14 protein-coding genes are annotated in these 19930 nt (G+C 58.5%); 9 read left to right on the top strand and 5 right to left on the bottom strand.

Annotation, left to right across the window (positions count from 1 at the left end; genetic code table 11):
- Positions 1 to 54 precede the first annotated feature (54 nt).
- Positions 55 to 498, top strand: coding sequence for a hypothetical protein (locus tag Poly24_RS17880; protein WP_145098485.1), 444 nt, complete (start codon positions 55 to 57; stop codon positions 496 to 498).
- A gap of 253 nt (positions 499 to 751) precedes the next feature.
- Here Poly24_RS17880 and Poly24_RS17875 read toward each other — a convergent pair whose 3' ends face one another.
- Positions 752 to 1426 carry a DOMON domain-containing protein gene (locus Poly24_RS17875; RefSeq protein ID WP_231753206.1) on the bottom strand — a complete coding sequence of 225 codons (675 nt, stop codon included), beginning with the start codon at positions 1424 to 1426 and terminating at the stop codon, positions 752 to 754.
- A gap of 335 nt (positions 1427 to 1761) precedes the next feature.
- On the opposite strand from Poly24_RS17875, the gene Poly24_RS17870 reads away from it, so the two are divergent.
- Together Poly24_RS17870 and feoB are read left to right on the top strand one after the other, a co-directional pair.
- Positions 1762 to 2010: a FeoA family protein gene (locus tag Poly24_RS17870; protein ID WP_145098482.1), complete on the top strand. Its 249-nt coding sequence runs from the start codon at positions 1762 to 1764 to the stop codon at positions 2008 to 2010.
- Positions 2011 to 2076: 66 nt separating this feature from the next.
- Positions 2077 to 4068, top strand: a complete 1992-nt coding sequence (gene feoB, locus Poly24_RS17865; protein ID WP_145098480.1) for a ferrous iron transporter B — start codon at positions 2077 to 2079, stop codon at positions 4066 to 4068.
- A gap of 28 nt (positions 4069 to 4096) precedes the next feature.
- Here the strand turns inward: feoB and Poly24_RS17860 are convergent, their stop codons facing one another.
- Both Poly24_RS17860 and Poly24_RS17855 read right to left on the bottom strand, forming a co-directional pair.
- Positions 4097 to 4984: an HDOD domain-containing protein gene (locus tag Poly24_RS17860; RefSeq protein ID WP_145098477.1), complete on the bottom strand. Its 888-nt coding sequence runs from the start codon at positions 4982 to 4984 to the stop codon at positions 4097 to 4099.
- 279 nt (positions 4985 to 5263) lie between these two features.
- Positions 5264 to 7405 (bottom strand): M3 family metallopeptidase, encoded by a 2142-nt coding sequence (locus tag Poly24_RS17855; RefSeq protein WP_145098474.1) that lies wholly within the window; start codon positions 7403 to 7405, stop codon positions 5264 to 5266.
- A 306-nt stretch (positions 7406 to 7711) separates the two neighbouring features.
- On the opposite strand from Poly24_RS17855, the gene Poly24_RS17850 reads away from it, so the two are divergent.
- Positions 7712 to 8686, top strand: a complete 975-nt coding sequence (locus Poly24_RS17850) for a hypothetical protein (RefSeq protein ID WP_145098471.1) — start codon at positions 7712 to 7714, stop codon at positions 8684 to 8686.
- A 148-nt stretch (positions 8687 to 8834) separates the two neighbouring features.
- Here the strand turns inward: Poly24_RS17850 and Poly24_RS17845 are convergent, their stop codons facing one another.
- Together Poly24_RS17845 and prpB are read right to left on the bottom strand one after the other, a co-directional pair.
- Complete coding sequence (locus tag Poly24_RS17845) at positions 8835 to 9956, bottom strand: citrate/2-methylcitrate synthase (protein WP_145098468.1); 1122 nt, start codon at positions 9954 to 9956, stop codon at positions 8835 to 8837.
- A gap of 36 nt (positions 9957 to 9992) precedes the next feature.
- Entirely contained in the window at positions 9993 to 10856 is an 864-nt protein-coding gene (prpB, locus tag Poly24_RS17840; protein WP_145098465.1) for a methylisocitrate lyase, read from the bottom strand.
- 227 nt (positions 10857 to 11083) lie between these two features.
- On the opposite strand from prpB, the gene Poly24_RS17835 reads away from it, so the two are divergent.
- From Poly24_RS17835 to Poly24_RS17815, 5 genes are all read left to right on the top strand, one after another.
- The gene (locus Poly24_RS17835; RefSeq protein WP_145098462.1) at positions 11084 to 12691 is read left to right on the top strand and encodes an acyl-CoA mutase large subunit family protein; all 1608 of its coding nucleotides are present in this window, start codon (positions 11084 to 11086) and stop codon (positions 12689 to 12691) included.
- A 1-nt stretch (position 12692) separates the two neighbouring features.
- A complete protein-coding gene (locus Poly24_RS17830; RefSeq protein WP_145098459.1) occupies positions 12693 to 13085 on the top strand; it encodes a cobalamin B12-binding domain-containing protein in 393 nt (130 codons plus the stop codon).
- Between the two features lie 9 nt (positions 13086 to 13094).
- Positions 13095 to 15329 carry a bifunctional 2-methylcitrate dehydratase/aconitate hydratase gene (locus Poly24_RS17825; protein ID WP_145098456.1) on the top strand — a complete coding sequence of 745 codons (2235 nt, stop codon included), beginning with the start codon at positions 13095 to 13097 and terminating at the stop codon, positions 15327 to 15329.
- A gap of 10 nt (positions 15330 to 15339) precedes the next feature.
- Positions 15340 to 16935: an acyl-CoA carboxylase subunit beta gene (locus tag Poly24_RS17820; RefSeq protein WP_145098453.1), complete on the top strand. Its 1596-nt coding sequence runs from the start codon at positions 15340 to 15342 to the stop codon at positions 16933 to 16935.
- 1137 nt (positions 16936 to 18072) lie between these two features.
- On the top strand, positions 18073 to 19923 hold the full coding sequence (locus Poly24_RS17815; protein WP_145098450.1) for an acyclic terpene utilization AtuA family protein: 1851 nt from the start codon (positions 18073 to 18075) through the stop codon (positions 19921 to 19923).
- Positions 19924 to 19930: the final 7 nt, after the last annotated feature.

Here is a 19930-nt window from a genome sequence, read left to right as displayed (position 1 = left end):
GTATTTTGCGCACTTTAACCTATTGCAATTGAATCGATAATGAGAATAGAACGCTTGTCTAAAACTTGGCTCGATGTTTGTGTCGTGGCGACCTGTTGTTTTGCGCTGGTGGGGTGTGGTCCTTCGGGGCATCCTGGGCTGATCCCGGTCTCGGGCAAGGTGACCATCGATGGTGAACCGTTGCAGACGGGGACGGTTGAATTTATTCCCGACACATCCAAGGGGACGACCGGTCAGGTTGCCTTTGGCCAAATCGGCGCCGATGGTACCTTTCAATTGCGTACGTTTGAGCCGAACGATGGGGTAAAACCAGGTTCTTACAAGGTCGGTGTCCAGGCGATGGAAGTCGTTCCGTTCGACCCCGAAGCTCCTGAGCCTCCGTCGGATAAATCGCTCATCCCAACACGATACGCCGACGCCATTACCAGCGGATTGACGGCAGAGGTGAAACCGGAATCAAACGATCCGCTTCAATTTGAACTGTTCAGCAAGCCGTAGCGGAGAGGCTCTCTCCATTTCATGGGATCGTTCCTGCCTCGACGTGGCGCGAACGATCCGGCGGATCTAGCAACCACGTCGGCGGCAATGGGGGAAGAACGCCGCAACCCGTTGACGATTTTGTAGCCTCGGTGGGCAAGTGACGTTGCACGAGGTGCAGTTTGACTCGCACTTACCGTACGGAAGGCGAATTCGAGAGTGTCGCGTGCCCACCGTCGCTTTAACGCACAGCTTCGGCGGGCTGGTGGCGCTGTTAGTCTTTCGCCAGTTCGGCAGTTGCCCAGAGCGTGGGATCTTCTTGGCACGGGTATTCGGGGCCAAGAGAGAGCGTTTGCCAGCCGATCTCGCGGTCGACGATCGCGTACCACAAACTAATCCGTGGGTATTCGCTGGGGTCGTATCCGGTGAGTCCCTTGGCTGGGATCAAGCCGCTCATTTCGTAGCCGTGCTTTTTCAGCGTGCTGTGAACCTGCAACGCATCGGAATCGACCGGCGTGGGCAGTTCGCGAGCTCGATGGATATTGAGCATTCGAGCGACGGGTTGATCCCGTTTTACGCTCGCACCCATCGGCAAAAAGGCAAATTGATGGCAGTAGCGATTGGCGCGGTGGATGCCGGGTGAGTTGCGCGTGTCGATATACAGATGCAGCCCATCGCTCTCTTCGACGCGGGCTTCGCGGCACCAAGGCATTTGAGCTTTGCCGACGACCTCGACGCGAAAACCGATCCCGTTTTCGTTCCATCCCATGCGGAGATCGGCATAGTGCGGCCGACCTGCGAGCGTGCCAAACGCGGGAATGCGATAGCTTTCATCCAGGCGAACGCCGGTCTTGCCCCACTTCAACGGCGCTCGTTTGAGTGCGACGGAAAACTCAAAAAGAAAGGTTGGATCAATTAAGCTTGATCCTTTTCCGACGGCAGACGACATAAAGACAGCTTCCAGCGTTCAGGGCGGCAGACTACATAACGATCCTTCATTGTCGCAATCGGCTGGAAATCCGCAACCACGGGAGATCCGCGGGCGGCGTTCGGTGCCGCGAGGTCTTGAACATCCGACGCGTCGCGGATAGCATATTGATATCGATTCTCATCTAGCGTGGCGGCGTTGAGGCTGGCTTGCTCGAATGTGTTCGATACCCATCCTGTCGGCGGCGTCTGGCAATAGATGTTGGACGTTTGGGCGACCTACCTTAAGTTTCGAGAAGCCATCGCGGCGAGCAGCCGTTCACCGACTTGGCACTCCTTCTTTCGTTGAGATACGCAATGCATGCACGTTCGCTGGCTGATTTACCAGCCAATTCATCGGGGATGGTTCTGCGATTCAATCTATCGGATGAAGATTCGATTCGGATTCGGACGCTGGGGATCTGCCCAGGGATGACGGTTGAAGTCGTCCAAAATGGCGACCCGCTGATTTTGGCGTCCGCCGGAACGCGGATCGGTATCTCGCGACGGATCGCTGCGCATGTGATGATCGAAGACGAACCGGTCGCCGCCGGCGCCGCGTTGTAGCGACCATCGCGATGCTTGCTCCAGTATTTGCCCCCACCATCAAAACCCTTCGATTTGGACTGCCACGTGTCTGAAGCGACTTCGATTCCGTTGCCCGTCCTGGGGCAGACATCCCAAGCGTCCATGTCGATCGCTTTGGTCGGAAACCCCAACGCCGGGAAGACAACGCTCTTTAATTCGTTGACGGGATTGCGCGCCAAAACGGCAAACTTCCCAGGCACGACGGTCGATCATCGCCAAGCGACGATCGTGTTGGAGGGCGAAGTCCATCAATTGGTCGATCTGCCGGGAGCTTACAGTCTCGAAGGGATCAGTCCCGAGGAAGAAGTGACGCGCGATGCGTTGATGGGAAAATTGGGGGACAAAGCAATCCCCGATGTGATCGTGTTGGTTTTGGATGCGACGCAGTTGACCCGCAACCTCGTCTTCGGCAGCCAGATCCTGGAACTTGGCCGACCGACGATCGTCGCACTCAATATGATCGACGAAGCCGAAGCCAATGGGCTGGAGATCAGTGTCGAGCAGTTGAGCGAAGAACTGGGATGCGAAGTCGTCCCGATTGCGGCCCGGCACGGTCGCAACCTGGACGAATTGTTGAACAAGTTGAACGCGTTGGTGAAACAACCGGTTGCCGGCACGTGCGGCAGTGCGGCCGCGTGCGCTGGATGCAGCGGATGCCAATATTCCAGTCGCTTCCGCTGGGCAACCGACCTGACCCGTCGCAGCGTGCAAGGGGAACAGACCGCGCGGACCTATACCAATGAAAAAATCGACCGGATCGTCACGCATCGCTGGGTGGGGCTCGCCTGCTTTGCCACGTTGATGGCGGTCGTGTTCATGTTGATCTTCTGGTTAGCCTCGTTCCCGATGGATTGGTTGGACGGCATGTTCGCCTCCACGTCGGAACTGGTCGGCGGCTTTCTGCCCGAAGGCGATTTCCGCGATCTGATCACCGAAGGATTGATCGGTGGCGTGGGAGGCATGTTGGTCTTCCTGCCGCAGATCTTCATCCTCTTCTTTATGATCACGCTGTTGGAAGATTCGGGATATCTTGCGCGAGCCGCTTTTGTGATGGACCGCTTGATGTATCGTGTTGGTCTGCCGGGCAAAGCGTTTGTTCCCTTCCTGGCCGCGCACGCGTGTGCGATTCCCGCGATCATGTCCAGCCGCGTGATCGATGATCGCCGCGACCGATTGAACACGATCCTGATCATTCCTTTGATGACCTGTTCGGCTCGCCTGCCCGTCTTTGCGATGGTCGTGGCGTTGATGTTCCCTGACAACGCCGTCTTGGCGGGGCTGACGTTTGCCGCGGCATATGCAATCGCCATCATCGGCGCTTTGGCGATCAGTTTCGTTTTCCGACGCACCATTTTGCCGGGCAAAACGAAACCGTTGGTGATCGAACTGCCACCCTATCGCCTGCCGTCGCTGCGCAATGCGTTGACGACCAGCCTGGATCAATCGCGTCTGTTTGTTCGCAAGGCGGGAACGACGATCTTAGTCTTCTCGTTGGTCCTCTGGGTGTTGGCCACCTATCCCAAAGCGACTCCTGAGATGCTGCCGACCAGCTGGCAGGATCAGCTGAGTCAAGTCGAGGCGACCGGCGACGCCGACGCCTACGACACGATGTTGGCTCAGGCGCAGAGCGAATATTCGATCGCTGGCCGGATGGGTAAGTTCATCCAACCCGCCTTTGCACCGCTGGGCTACGATTGGCGATTGAGCGTGGGAGTGATCAATTCGTTTGCCGCTCGCGAGGTAATGGTCTCGACCTTGGCCGTTTTGTACGGTGCGGGAGACGAGGAGGAGGGCTTGCTCGGTTCGCTGCGCCAGGCTCGCGACGCCAGTGGCAGTCTGGTCTTTACGACGCCGACCTGCCTGAGCTTGTTGATCTTCTACATCTTCGCGATGCAGTGCTTCCCGACGTTGGTCGTCGTGAAACGCGAGTTGAAGGGTTGGAAGTGGCCCGCGTTCCAGTTGGTCTATATGACGCTTGTCGCTTACGTCGGCGCGCTGATCACCTATCAAGCGAGTCTCTATTTTCTAGGTGCTTGATCTATCGCGGCGGTCCGGTTGGGCCGAACTAGACCAGATTGGTCAGTTTGACCTGCGGCACGGGCAGCTTCAGCAGCGGAGCGAATTTTTCGGCGCTCTCATCGACGTCTTGCAGCAGCGATTTGAGGTCGTCGGTCGATCCGACGAGCTGTCGGTAGCCGGCGACGAACAAGTCCTTTTCGTTCCAGTTCGGATCGTTGCAGCTGGGCAACAACGACGCCAAGGCGACGCAGGCGCGGCCGCGAAGCGAATCGCCGCCAGCGAGCAGATGATCCAATTGCGTGTGGTTTTCCATCAGTCCAGCAAACTCTTCGGGCAGGTTCCACTTGCGAGCCAACACGCCGGCGGCTTCGGCATGATCCCACCCGAAGAACTCTTTTTCGAGGCTACTGAGCCGAGCGTTTTCGCTTACGCGGCGAGCCAGCAGCGGCGCGTATTGTTCGGGCAATTCTTTCAACAGCAACGGGATCGCCATGTCTTGCAGCAACGCTCCGGCAAACAGATCTTCCGCTTCACGCAGTTTTAACTGGCGGCCCAACAGGCGTGCGAACAGCCCGCGACGCAGCGAATCCTGCCAAAGTCCCTTCAGATCGAAAGCACCAAACTTTGGATTCGGTACCAGGCTGAAGACAGCACTCCAAAGTGCAAAGTTGGTGATCGCTCGGACGCCGACAAGCGTCAGGGCTTGTTGGACGCTGGCGATCTCGCGGGAAAAGCCGAAATAAGCGGAGTTGACGAACTTGAGCACCTGTCCCAGAAGACCTGGATCCGCTTCGATCGGGCGAGCGAATTCCGCGGGACCGTTGTTGGGATCTTGCGAGAGTTGCAACAAGGTGATCGCACTTTGCGGCAACGCCGGCAGTTGAGCGGCGGTTAAAACTTCGCTTAACTTGGTCGTTGCGGTCGCAGTTGTCATCGTTGTTGGTTGCCTAAATTCGAATCGAAGGGGAGGTCCTGTGCGATTCAAACGTAGGATATCCCCTTGCGAAAGCAAAATTGCCGCCACTCTTTTCAGGGCTTTTGTTGCCTGACAGGAGAGGTTCGGTGAGGAGAATTCCGCTGGGAACACCTCGGAGAACTCAAATTGCCGCAGACCCGGTCCAATCTCGGAATGTGACCGAGCCTCGGAGCGGATCGCTGCGGCCGCGCGGGACGCTTCCCGCGCGGTTTGACGATGCAGCGTCGAGAAACGCGACTACTTCGTCGGGAAGCCACGTTTGCGGAGCAGGGCGCTGGTGTCGACATCGCGTCCGCGGAACGCCCGGAATCCGTCGGCCGGATCGATCGTGTCGCCGACGCTCATCACCGAATCGTGCAACCGTTTCGCTGTCGCAGGGTCGTAGTAGCTGCCCGCTTCGTCGAACACCTCCGCCGCATCCGCAGTCAACGCGTCGCTCCACAGATAGCTGTAGTAGCCGGCCGAATAGCTGTCGCTGGCGAAGATGTGCTGGAAGTGGGGCGTGCGGTGTCGCATCGGCAACTCCTCCGGCATCCCGATCGCCTTCAGCGTTTCGCGCTCGAACGCATCGGGATCGATCTCGTCGCGATCCGACGTGTGCAGCTTCATATCGATGAACGCGCTGGCAAGGTATTCAACGGTTCCAAAGCCTTGATTGAAGGTCGCCGCGTTGGCGATCTTGTCGGGCAGTTCCTGAGGCATCGGTTGGCCGGTCTGACAATGGACGCAGTAGCGGCTGAGCACCTCAGGCGTGTCGAGCCAGTGTTCCAACAATTGGCTGGGGAATTCGACATAATCGCGGGCGACGGAGGTTCCCGATTGCGATGGGTATTGGACTTTGCTGCACAAGCCGTGCAGGGCGTGTCCAAATTCGTGGAACAGCGTGACCGCATCATCCCAGGAAATCAGAACCGGTTCGCCGGCGGCACCTTTGACAAAATTGGAGTTGTTCGAAACGATCGTCGTGATCGGCTTGTCGATGTTTTCCTGAGCCCGATAGGCACTCATCCACGCTCCGCTCCGCTTGCCTTCGCGAGCGTACGGGTCGAAGTACCAAAGACCGACATGGTTGCCATCGGCATCGTTCACTTCCCAGACGCGGACGTCGGGATGGAAGACGGGCAGATCGGTCGTCTCTTTGAACTGCAGACCAAACAGCTCGCCCGCGGCCCACATCATTCCTTCACGCAGCTTTTCCAACTGCAGGTACGGTTTGACTTCGTTGAAATCGAGATCGTATTTCGCCTTCCGCACCTTCTCGGCGTAATAGCGATAGTCCCACGGCTGGATCTTGATCTTCGCTCCCGATTGGTCAGCGATCTGCTGCATGTCGGCAACTTCTTCTTGAACCCGAGCGACCGCCTTGGGCCAGACCTGCATCATCAGATCCATCGTCGCTTCGGGAGTCTTGGCCATCGTTCCTTCCAACCGCCAGTGAGCGTGCGTTGGATAGCCCAGCATGTTCGCTCGCGTCCGACGCAACTTCAGGATCTCGGCGATCAGCGTGTTGTTGTCGTGAGCGTCGCCGTTGTCGCCGCGGTTGTAATAGGTGCGCCACACCTCTTCGCGCAGCGGACGGTCGTCGGCGTAGGTCAAAACCGGATCCATCGAGGAGCGCGTGTTGGTGACGGCCCATTGCCCCGGCTTGCCACGTTCTTCAGCGGCCGACGCCATCGCGGCGACGACCGAATCGGGAAGACCCGTCAAGCGAGCTTCGTCGTCGATCCAGGTGACGTAGCTCTGTTCATCGTGCAAAACGTTTTGGCTGAAGTCGGTGAACAGGCTGGCCAGCCGCATGTTGATCTGCGACAGCTTCTTCTTCGCTTCGGGTTCCAGCTTGGCCCCTTTGCGAACAAAGTTTCGGTAGCGGTCGTCCAGCAGACGTTGTTGGGCGAGCGTCAGATTCGATTTCTCATCGCTTTGGAAAACGGCTTCGATCCTCGCGAACAACTTTTCGTTTTGCGTGATCTTGTCCGCATGTTCGGCCAGCTTGGGCGAGACCGCCCGTTCGATATCGGGGACCGGACCGAGATTCAGATTCGACGAGTGAACGCTGAAGAGCGTATCGAGCCGTTCCAACGTGCGACCGGCTTTTTCGAGCGCTACGATTGTGTTCTCGAAGGTTGGCGGTTCGGGATTGTTAGCGATTGTATCGATCTCTTGTTGCGCCTGAGCGATCGCTTGATCGAAGGCGGCGACAAACTCTTCTTGGCGGACCAAGTTCCAAGGGGGGACGCCGCCAAAGGGGCCAGTCCATGGTTCCAGCATTGCACTCATCGGTTGTTCGACTCCGTTGTCTACTGCATTGACGCTCTGGATCGCGGCGACGCAAGCGGCGGCGATCAAGAGCGGGCGTTGAAATTTATGAAAACCACGCATCGGATATCTCCAGCAAAGTCCGCGACCGGGGCGCGAACGGATTGGGAACAAATTACATAGGTTAAGCCTAGAACCAAGATCATTGAGATTCCAGTCGCATCGGCCGCTCAGCCTAGACATTGCCGCTGGCAGAATCAATCCAACGTGTCTGCTTTGCCAAGCCGCTTAGGTTTGGCTGGAGCGTTCAAGCGGCCCGCGGTTCGAGAATCTCCACGGCCTCCGTTTGGAAATGCTAGCGTCGCGTTGAAGCCGGGGTCGAAAGAACTTCTTACACGACTCTATTTCCTAAACTAGGAGGTCCTCCCCGTGCATAAAAAGCACTCCTCCGCGCGTTTGGCATTCTCATTGGCGATCGCTTTGGCAACCGCTGCGATCGATCGAGAAGCTAGTGCGCAGGCAGATTTGTTCCTTTCGGCAGGTGCTTGGGTGCCTGTTTTACCCGAATATAAAGCCGGTACGATTTCGGACGGCGGATCGAGTACCGATCTGTTCTCCGACGATCAGACCGATGTCGGAGCCCAATTGACCCTTGGTGGATTCTACCACTTTGCCCCCACGCGAACGCTGTTTGAATCCGACCTGCAGATTGCCGGAATCGGATCGATGGGGTCGAGCGGAACGTTCACCGACAACGATCCGACTGCCAGCTACGGATTCGTGACTCTCGACGGGAGAGGGCGAATGGCGACAGTCGGCGGCGAATCGTTGACGATGGATGTGGACAGCGATGTCTTTCATCTGCACAAATACGTAGGTTTGCGCGACCGCTTCAGTCTCGATTGGATCGGCCTGGGCGACATCACAATCGGTTGTGGTTTCAGTTGGATGTTGTTCGATCAAGATTTCCAGACCGATGCACGGTTTGGCGACGGCCGCCGCGGACAATCCATCGAAGATCTCGACACCAACTACCTCGGCGGTGAGTTTCGCGGCACGCTGCGACAGTCGATCTTTGGCCAGATCTGCTACTTCGACGCCCGCTACGGTATCTATGAGATGGACGCCGAGTACTTCGGTACCAGCACGCTCCATTTCAACGGTGGTGGGTTGGCCGCGCAAGGGGACCTGAGCACGGGGCTGAAACAGACGACGACGACGGCCGAACTGGCGATGCGAACCGATATCTGCATCGGCGGCTGGTTGGTTCGACCCATGATTGGAGTGAAGTACTTCGACGACATGGCCCAGATCAACCACCCGCTCGAGTTTCTTGGTGGGCCCACGACGCTGACGACCGACAGCGCCTATGTCTTCAACGGATCGATCGAGTTCTGCTTCTAGTGCAGCGTCAACAATAAACTTTAGGGTAGTGGGCGAGGTCACGAGTCCTTTCGCGCCAGAGATTATGCGGACTCGTGACCTCGTCCACTACCATCAGTACTAAAATCAAAGTTTGACAAACCACCGGGATGATGTTTCCGCGAAGGGCTCACGTACGTTGATGTGGCCGCACAAGCGGGCGTTGGCTGGGGCCGATGTAGTTTGCGGTCGGGCGAATCAAGCGGTTGTTGGATCGTTGTTCAAAGACATGAGCAGACCAGCCCGCGGTTCGAGCCATCACGAATAGCGGAGTGAACAGCGCGGTGGGGATTCCCAAACAATGGAATGCCACCGCGCTGTAGAAGTCGAGGTTGGGGAACAATCCCTTCTCGCGTTGCATCACCGTTTCGATCCGTTCAGCAACCGCATAGGTTTTCAACTGACGTGTCTGTTTGCACAACGTCAGTGCCCAGCGTTTCATGATCTCCGACCTCGGATCGGTCGACTTGTAAACGCGGTGTCCAAATCCCATGATCTTCTCGCGCCGGGCGAGCTTGCGTAGAACTCCCTGCTCCGCTTGTTCGGGATCGGTAAAGTTAGAGATCAACTTCATCGACGCTTCGTTGGCACCCCCGTGCAGCGGACCACGCAGCGTGCCGATTCCGGTGCAGATTGCCGAATAGAGGTCCGATCCGGTCGAAGCTGTCACGCGAGCGGCGAAGGTCGACGCGTTGAATTCATGTTCGGCGTACAGGATCAACGCCACATCCAACGCCCGGCGATCGACTTCCGATGGCGCACCGCTGTGCAATAGCTGCAGAAAGTGCCCTGCCACGGTTGTTTGTTCCGATTCAATTTCGATCCGGAACCGATCGTTTACGAACCGGTACCAATAACAGATCATCGATGGGAAGACAGCCAGCAACCGCGCGGCGATGCGTTGTTGTTGATCGATCGAATGTTCTGGTTCCCAACAACCTAGCAGCGACGTCCCCGATCGCAACACGTCCATTGGATGCGAGGTGTCGGGCAACTGTTCCAAAAACGACATCATCTCGTCCGATAGCCGTTGCTGGGCGATCCGTTTGGCGAGGAATTGATCGCGCTCGGCGGGAGTTGGCAGTTCGCCGTGTATCAGCAGGCACGCCACCTCTTCAAACGTCGAATGCTCCGCCAAGTCTTCGATGGTGTAACCGCGGTAGGTTAGACCGACGCCTTGCTTGCCCACGGTGCTGATCGCCGTCTCGCCAGCGACCACGCCTGCCAAGCCCGTTGAATTCGTGAGAATCATGACAGTCCTCTACGGTTGATTTGCGTTGCGTTATCCTTAATCCGGTTCTTGGGCGTGATAATCCAACACGTCGTACAATTCCTCGCGAGTTTGCATCGCGGCGATCAATTCCGCCTGCGTTCCGTCGCGGCGTAAAGTTTCGTAAGCGTTCCGCGCGGCAGCATTCATCGCGCGAAACGCTGTCAACGGATACAATATCAACCGCACTCCGGCAGATCTCAATTGCTCGACCGTGAACAGCGGCGTCTTTCCGAATTCGGTGATGTTCGCCAACACGGGCACTCCGAACGCGGCGGTGAAGCGTTTGTAATCGTCCAGCGACGCAACAGCTTCCGCAAAAATCATCTCCGCCCCGGTCTCGACGTATCGCGCCGCTCGATCGATCGCCGCATCGACCCCTTCGACGTCGACAGCATCCGTTCGAGCCATGATCGCGAACCTGTCATCGGTTCGGCTGTCCAATGCGGCTTTCAATCGATCTTGCATCTCGATTGCCGGAACCAGTCGTTTACCGGGGCGATGGCCGCAGCGTTTCTCCGCGATCTGATCTTCCAAGTGCAGCCCGGCTGCACCAGAGCGGATCAGTTCACGTGTCGCGCGGCCGATCATCCGTGAATCGCCCCAACCCGTATCGGCATCGACCAACAGCGGCAATTCGGTCGCCGAAGTGATGCGTCGCGCATCCTCTAATACATCGTGCATCGTCGTCACGCCTAAATCGGGCAACCCGTGCGACGCGCTGGCGACACCGGAGCCCGACAGATAGAGAGCTCGAAACCCGGCCTGTTCGGCGATCAGGGCCGACATCGCGTTGACAGCTCCCGCGATCTGCAACGGTCGCTCGCGGTCGACGGCGGACCACAAACGTTCCCCGGCGGTGACAGTTTGCGAAGACGACATGGTTGTTTCTGAGAAACGAAAAATGCCCAACGATCGATTCGCAACAGAGTGTCCGATTCGACTGGCCCCGGATTAGCATTCCGTTGGGAGTTGCCGAAATTACCTAAACTCTGCCGCCATTGGTGGCGAAACCGCACGGCAGGTGCGGAGCGAGGCGATTGCGCTTTTGATTTGTTGCGGGCGTTGGTGCATATAATGCATTGTACCCATCTCGAGGGAGTGTCGCGATGAATTTCGTTGCCGCCGAATCACCCGCTTTCCGAACATCGCTCAGCGGCGTTCCGATAAAGCCGTTGTACAGTCCCGCCGACCTGGCGGACTTTTCGGCGCAGGGGGAGATTGGTCGGCCTGGACAGTTCCCCTACACCCGCGGCATCCACGAATCGATGTATTGCGGGCGGTTGTGGACGATCCGTCAGTTCGCCGGCTTTGGGCGACCTCGCGATACAAATCGCCGCTTCCGCTTTCTCTTGGATCAGGGGCAGACAGGCCTCAGCACCGCCTTTGATCTGCCAACGCTGATGGGGTTGGACAGCGACGACCCGCGATCGGTTGGCGAAGTCGGCCGCTTGGGCGTCGCCGTCGACACTATCGACGATATCTTGGCACTTTTCGATGGCGTCGATCTGCAGAAGGTTTCCGTCTCGATGACGATCAACGCTCCGGCGATCGTAGTGATGGCCTTCTATCTGGCAGCGGCTCGGCAGCGCGGCTGCGATTGGCGTCAGCTGAGAGGCACGATTCAGAACGACATCTTAAAAGAGTTCCATGCGCAGAACGAATTTGTCTTTCCGCCGGAGCCTTCGGTTCGGCTGGTGGTCGATTTGATCGCGTTTTGCACCCGCTATGTTCCTCAGTGGAATCCGGTATCGATCAGCGGATACCACATCCGCGAAGCCGGTTCGACGGCGCAGCAGGAGCTGGCGTTTACGCTGGCCGATGGGCAGCATTATGTACAGAAGTGTCTCGAACGGGGGCTCAGTATCGATGCGTTCGCGCCGCGGCTCAGCTTCTTCTTCAACGCGCACAACGATTTGTTTGAAGAGGTCGCCAAGTATCGGGCGGCGCGAGCGTTGTGGGCAGAGATGATCCGCGATGATTATGGTGCGAAATCGGAAGCTTCGTGGAAGCTGCGGTTCCATGCGCAGACGGCCGGTTGTTCGCTGCAAGCGGCGCAGCCGGAAGTGAATGTTGTGCGAGTCGCCTATCAAGCGATGGCCGCAGTGCTTGGCGGCTGTCAGTCGTTGCATACCAATTCGATGGACGAAACGTTTGCCTTGCCCAGCGAACAAGCGGTCACGTTGGCACTGCGAACTCAGCAGGTGCTGGCGCACGAGACCGGCGTTACCAATACTGTCGATCCGTTGGGCGGCAGCTATTTTGTGGAGTCTTTCACGCACAAGATGAAGCAGGACGCAGACGCTTGCTTTCGGGCGATCGCCGATCAGGGCGGCATGATCGCCGCCGTGGAGAATGGCTACTTCCGTCGCCAGATCGCCGATGCCGCTTTCGTATATCAAACCGCTGTCGATCGCAGCGAGAAGCTGGTCGTTGGCGTCAATGCGTTTCAACAGCCCGATCGCAATCCGATCGCGGTGATGGAGATCGACCCGGCGACCGAACCCGATCAAATCGATGCCCTACTCGCCGTCAAACAAAACCGCAGCGGTGCCGATGTGACGCGTTCGCTCGACGCGCTGCGGCACGCTGCCGAACATCGTGACAACGTGATGTCCAGTCTGCTGCAAGCGGCCGACGACCGGGCGACGGTGCAGGAATGTGTCGACGCCTTGGCCGATGTCTATGGCCGCTTCCGACCTTCGGCGGCATGGTGATATGAACCGACCTCCACTTGCTCAACGAATTTTGTTAGCCAAAGTTGGACTCGACGGTCACGACCGCGGGATCAAGGTCGTCGCCCGAGGCTTGCGCGACGCGGGGTTCCACGTAATCTACAGCGGTCTGTGGCAATCGATCGATGCCGTCGTCCAAGCCGCGGCTGACGAAGACGTCGACTGGCTGGGCGTCAGCATTCTCAATGGTGCTCATATGTCTCTGGTTCCCGCGCTTTTGGAAGCGCTCCGCCAACGAGAACTCTCCCATATCGGCGTGATTGTCGGCGGTATCATTCCGCCAGCCGACCAGGCGAAACTGATCGAACTCGGAGTTCGCGGCTGTTTCGGCCCCGGGACGCCCCTTCCTTCGATCGTCGAGTTTTGCAACAGCTGAGATTCTCCCATGCCGCACGATAGCTCTCGCAACCAGATTCCATCGCTTGCCCAACGATTGGGCCGCGGCGATCGAGTGGCACTGGCGAGGTTGTTGTCTTTGGCCTGTAAACAGGAGCATCGATCGACCATTGCGGCGGCGATACGCGGGCAGGATGCGAGCGCGTCGCCGCGCGATGCGGAGGTGATCGCGTTGACCGGCAGCGGCGGTGTGGGCAAGAGCAGTCTGCTGGGATTGTTGGTCAACGATTATGTCGATCGTGGAGCCACGGTCGGCGTGTTGGCTTGCGATCCGGAGAGTCCGATCAGCGGCGGGGCGGTGTTGGGAGACCGTTGCCGGATCGCGACCGGATCGGCGACCAAGCGGTTGTTCGTTCGCAGTCTTTCCACGATGTCGGGGCAGCAAGGCGTGGCCTCGTCGGTAGCGCTATCACTGCGAATCATGAAAGCCTTCGGATTCGATCGGATCTTCGTGGAGACCGTTGGCGTCGGGCAAGGGGATGTTGCAATCCGCGATCTGGTCGACGTCGTCGTCCTGACGCTGCAACCGCAGACCGGCGACGATTTGCAATGGGAGAAAGCCGGCCTCTTGGAAGTCGCTGACGTGGTGGTCGTCAATAAATCGGACCTGCCTGGAGCCGATGCGACAGTCGCCGATCTGCGACAACAATTGACGAGTTCCGATTCACCATCGGTAGCGATCGTGCAGACGTCGGTTGCGGATCGGACAGGGATCGAAACGCTTGCCGCAGCGATCGACACCGCGTTGCGATCGCGCCGCGACGTTCGCTCAATGAACGCACACGCTGCGAAACCGCGTGCGATCGCTGCGGGCGATACAACGCAGACCGATCCGTTGTTGGAACAAATCGCCGATTATGTCTGCGCCCCGGCGAACTTTAGCGAAGAAGCCTGGGCCACCGCCAGGCTGTGCCTGTTCGATAGCCTCGGTTGCGGATTGTTAGCACTCAACCATCCGCAGTGCACCCGGTTGTTGGGGCCCGTCGTTCCCGGAGCAACATTGGAAAACGGAGCGCGAGTGCCGGGCACGGCTTATCGTTTGGATCCGGTCGCGGCGGCTTGGAACGTCGGATGCATGATCCGCTGGCTCGATTTCAACGACACCTGGCTGGCAGCCGAATGGGGCCATCCGTCCGACAATTTTGGCGGCATCTTGGCGGTAGCGGACTATCAAGCTCGGCAAGGTAATCCGCTGACGGTCCGCGACGTCTTGTCCGCTGCGATCAAGGCGTATGAAATCCAGGGGATCTTGGCGCTGGAAAACTCTTTCAATCGAGTCGGCTTGGATCATGTGCTGTTGGTCCGGATCGCGACCTCCGCCGTGGCGACTCAACTGTTGGGAGGCACGCGGCAGCAGGTGATCGATGCGGTCAGCAACGCTTGGGTCGACGGCGGCGCCCTGCGATGCTACCGCCACGCCCCCAACACCGGTTCGCGAAAGAGTTGGGCCGCGGGGGATGCGACGCGGCGTGGCGTGCAGTTAGCGCTTTGGAGCGTCGCTGGCGAGCGAGGCTATGCCACCGCATTGTCGACTCCGCAGTGGGGATTTGAAGACGTGTTGTTCGCCGGCCAACCGATCGCGTTGCCGCGACCGCTGGGATGTTACGTGATCGAGAACGTGTTGTTTAAAGTCGCGTTTCCTGCCGAGTTCCATGCGCAGACGGCTGCCGAAGCGGCCATCGCATTGTCGCCACAAGCCGGATCGCGACTGGATTCCATCCAACGGATTCGGATCGAGACGCAGGAATCGGCGATCCGGATCATCGACAAGACGGGAACGCTGCACAATCCGGCCGATCGCGATCATTGTTTGCAGTACATCGTGGCGGTTGCGCTGCTGAAAGGACGTCTTGCGGCGGAGGATTATGAAGCCGATGCCGCCTCCGATCCGCGGATCGATCGGCTGCGATCGCTGATGGAAGTCGTCGAAGACCGGCGGTACTCACGCGACTATCTGGATCCCGACAAACGTTCGATCGCCAATGCGGTCCAGTTGTTTTATGACGATGGTTCGGCAAGCCAGCGCGTTGTTGTCGAATATCCGTTGGGGCATCGACGTCGACGCGACGAAGCGAAACCACTGCTGCGGGAAAAGTTCATCAGCAACGTGGCAACGCGCTTCAGTCCCCAGCGAGTTGAGTTATTGCAGCGCTGTTTTGACGATGACGGATTGGACGCAATGTCGATCGATCGATTCATCGATCATCTTGTGGAAACCTCATGAGAGACCTCGGATGACCAGCTTGAGAGAGCTCACCGAACGAATCACTTGCCAAGAGTTGACGCTCCGTGAAGGAGGCGGTGCCGAGGGGCAGCAGCGACAGTTGCGGCACGGCCGATTGCCGGTGCGTCAGCGGTTGGAATTGTTGTTGGATCCCGGGCGACCCTTCTTGGAACTGGGGCTCTGGGCGGCGAATGGGATGTACCAAGAATGGGGCGGCGTTCCGGCAGCGGGAATCGTCACGGGGATTGGTTTTGTTCAAGGTCGCGGTTGTCTGATCGCCGCCAATGACGCAACGGTCAAAGCGGGAGCGATGTTTCCACAATCGGTCAAGAAGCTGTTGCGAGCACAGAAGATCGCCTATCAGTTTCGTATTCCGGTGATCTATCTGGTCGATTCAGCCGGCGTCTTTTTGCCACTGCAGGACGAGATCTTTCCCGACGAAGACGACTTCGGACGGATCTTCCGCAACAACGCAGTCCTCTCGGCCGCGGGAGTGATCCAATACGCGGCGGTGATGGGAAACTGTGTCGCCGGCGGAGCATACCTTCCAGTTTTGTGCGACAAGCTGCTGATGACCGATGGCAGCCAGATGTGTCTGGCGGGACCGGCGCTTGTGAAAGCGGCGATCGGCCAAACCGCCGATCCCGAACAGCTTGGCGGGGCGTCGATGCACGCAGCGATCAGCGGCACCGTCGACTTTCACGAACCGGACGATCCCGCTTGCTTGAACCGCTTGCGGTCGCTGGTCGATCTGTTGCCGATCGATCGGTCGCGAGCGAGCGACATTTGTGACGTGGGGACCGAGCGAGATTGCGATTCGGTTTACGACATCGTTTCGGCGGACGGGCGGCAGGAGTACGACGTCCGCGACGTGTTGCGATGCATCGTCGATGGTGATTCGTTGCAAGAATACAAAGCGGAATTTGGGCAGACGATTGTGGCGGTGTTCGCTCGGATCGGCGGGCATCCAATCGGAATCGTCGCCAACCAAAAACGGCGATGCCGGGCGGCCGACGGTGAGCTTCAAGTCGGCGGCGTGATCTATCCCGACGCCGCCGACAAAGCCGCTCGGTTTGTGATGGACTGCAATCAGATGCGAGTTCCGATCGTCTTCGTTCAGGACGTGCAGGGCTTTATGGTTGGCAAACAGGCCGAGCAAGCGGGGATCATCCGCGCCGGAGCCAAGTTGGTCAATGTGATCAGTAATTCGATCGTTCCGAAGTTGACAGTGATCATCGGCGGATCGTTTGGTGCGGGGCACTATGCGATGTGCGGAAAAGCGTACGACCCCGCGCTGATCCTCGCCTGGCCCTCGGCAAAGTACGCCGTGATGGGAGGCAATCAAGCGGCCGATACGTTGCTGCAATTGCAGTTGCGCGAAGCCCAACGCAACGGTCGCTCACTGGCCGACGAGGAAGTCGACGCGCTGCGAGATTCGATCCGCCAGCGATATCAAGAACAGACCGACATCCGCTTCGGTGCAGCGCGCGGTTGGGTCGACGCGATCATCCCGCCGCACGAAACGCGACTCTGGTTGCAGACGGCGCTCGATCTGTTGCCGACAACGGATCAACAAAATTTCAGAACGGGAGTGTTGCAGGTTTAGGGGGGGGAATGTTGTTGGACTCATCGAGAAGTGTGTCGCCCTCCGGGCTTAATCGTTTATGGCTGTGCCGGTTCCCGGTGGCTTACACCACCGGCATTAGATTTGCCGCCCTATCGGGCTGAGGAGAGGTGCAAAGGAGGTTGTTTGCAAACCAGGCCGATAGGCCGACACAAGACCTGCCGGGGCCGTGAGGCCCCGGAAAGAAAGAGCAACAGATCGACAAGGCCGATAGGCCGACACATGGTTCGATCCCTATGCCGCCCTCCGGGCTTTGCCGCATAGGGCACTGCCAGTTCCCGGTGGCTTACACCACCGGCATTGGATGTGCCGCCCTATCGGGCTCAGGTGAGAGTGGGGAAATCAGTCAACTGCACGCCAGGCCGATAGGCCGACACAACAACTGCCGGGGTCGTAAGGCCCCGGAAAGAAAGAACAACAGATCGACAAGGCCGATAGGCCGACACATGGTTCGATCCCTATGCCGCCCTCCGGGCTTTGCCGCATAGGGCACTGCCAGTTCCCGGTGGCTTACACCACCGGCATTAGATGTGTCGCCCTGACGGGCTCAGGTGAGAGTGGAGAAATCAGTCAACTGCACACCAGGCCGGTAGGCCGACACAACAACTGCCGAGGCCGTGAGGCCCCGGAAAGAAAGAACAACAGATCGACAAGGCCGATAAGCCGACACAAGGTTCGATCCCTATGCCGCCCTCCGGGCTTTGGGCCATAGGGCACTGCCAGTTCCCGGTGGCTTACACCACCGGCATTGGATGTGCCGCCCTATCGGGCTCAGGTGAGAGTGGGGAAATCAGTCAAATGCACACCAGGACGGTAGGCCGACACAACAACTGCCGGGGCCGTGAGGCCCCGGAAAGAAAGAACAACAGATCGACAAGACCGATAGGCCGACATAAGGTTCAATCCCTATGCCGCCCTCCGGGCTTTTCCGCATAGGGCACTGCCATTTCCCGGTGGCTTACACCACCGGCAATAGATTTGCCGCCCTACCGGGCTGAAGAGAGATGCGAAGGAGGTTGTTTAAGAACCAGGCCGATAGGCCGACACAAGATCTGCCGGGGCTGTCAGGCCCCGGGACGAGAGGCAAACCGGAAGACAACCACGAGGCCATAACCAATCATGTCGCGTTCGATTCGAATCGGAAATGCACAAGCGTTCTGGGGTGATCGCAGCGCAGCGGCGGCGGAGATGTTGAATCTGGAACCCGAGCTGGATTACCTGACGCTGGACTATCTGGCCGAGGTCTCAATGTCGATCCTGGCGATGCAGCGACAACTGAATCCAGAACTGGGCTACGCTCGCGATTTTGTCGATGTCATCCGATCGTTGGCTCCTTATTGGGCGGCGGGAGGCCGCTGCCGAGTGCTCGCCAATGCGGGCGGACTAAATCCAGCTGCCTGTGCCGATGCGTGTCGTAGGGCGCTGGAACAGGAGGGATGTCCGTCGCTAAGGATCGGGATCGTCAGCGGCGACGACGTCTTGGACGAACTCCGGTCGTCCGCTGCCGCGGAGGAGTTCAAAAACTTGGACGACGGCGAATCACTAGCTGACAACGTCGATCGGATCGTGACGGCCAACGCGTATCTGGGAGCCGGTCCGATCGCCCAAGCGCTGGCCGATGGAGCCCAGATCGTGATCACGGGCCGCGTCGCTGACCCATCGCTGGTCGTGGCGGCTTGTCTGCATCATTTCGGCTGGCAAGAGAGCGAACTGGATCGCTTGGCCGGCGCGACGGTGGCGGGCCATCTGATCGAATGCGGAACTCAAGTGACCGGTGGGATCAGCACCGATTGGCTAAATGTTCCCGACCCCGCCAACATCGGATTCCCGATCGTCGAGGTCGCCGACTCGGGAAACTGTATCGTCAGCAAACCGCACGGCACGGGAGGACGCGTGACGGCGACGACGGTTCGCGAGCAATTGGTCTACGAAATCGGCGATCCCCGCGACTACCGAAGTCCCGGTGTTTGTGTCCGCTTCGATGGACTGCGGGTCGAAGATTTGGGATCCAATCGGGTGCGAGTCTCCGGTGCGGTTGGTCATCCGCGACCCGAACAATATAAGGTCAGTGCAACTCTACGCGATGGCTTTCGCGCGGCGGGGACACTGGTTATCGTGGGGCGCGATGCGGTCCGCAAAGCGAAGCGATGCGGCGAGATGGTTTTGCAACGCGTGAGCGAAGCGGGATTCGAAATTCGCGACAGCGTGATCGAATGTCTGGGGAGCGGTGCTTGTGCTGGAAGCGTTTTATGCCAAGACAGCGATGGCGATCCGGATGTCTTTGGTGAAGTCGTTCTGCGGATCGCAATCGAATCGGAAACGCAAGCCGCGGCTGAGCGGTTCGCTCGCGAATTGATGCCCTTGATTACCGCCGGGCCACAAGGGACCACCGGCTACGCCGAGGGACGTCCACGCGTGCGACCGGTGATCCGGTATTGGCCCTGTTTGATCGATCGAGATCGCGTCACGCCACGTGTCGACGCGATCCAAACCGATGACACCTCGACGGACGACCCGTCGCCGAGTGCTTCCGAAACTCAGGAGAAGACGCTTTTGGTGCAAGGTGGAATCGCCAGTCAGTATTGCGAAGGTGAATCGGAATCGGAAATGACAACCGGCATAGACGCACCCGCAACAATCGCTTCGCGTTTGGGATCGATCGCGTTTGCACGCAGCGGCGATAAAGGGACATCGGCCAATATCGGAGTCTTGTTGCGATCCGATGACGATTGGGGATTTCTGGAAGCTTGGTTGACGGCGGATCGCGTGGCAGCGTTCTTGCAGCCGCTAGGTGTCCAATCGGTCGAGCGCTATGAACTGAAGAATCTCGGCGCACTGAATTTTGTCATCCGTGGTATCTTGCAGAACCGGTTGCGCAGCGACGCACAAGGTAAAACACTGGGGCAGTTGCTGTTGGAAATGCCCTTGCCTGCCGAACGTGGGCGTACAATAGAAGCTGACGAAAGGTGAGTGCTGT

Origin of the sequence: Rosistilla carotiformis (assembly GCF_007753095.1) — a bacterium.
Classification (GTDB): Bacteria; Planctomycetota; Planctomycetia; order Pirellulales; family Pirellulaceae; genus Rosistilla; species Rosistilla carotiformis.
This window is presented reverse-complemented; position numbering and strand designations above follow the sequence as displayed.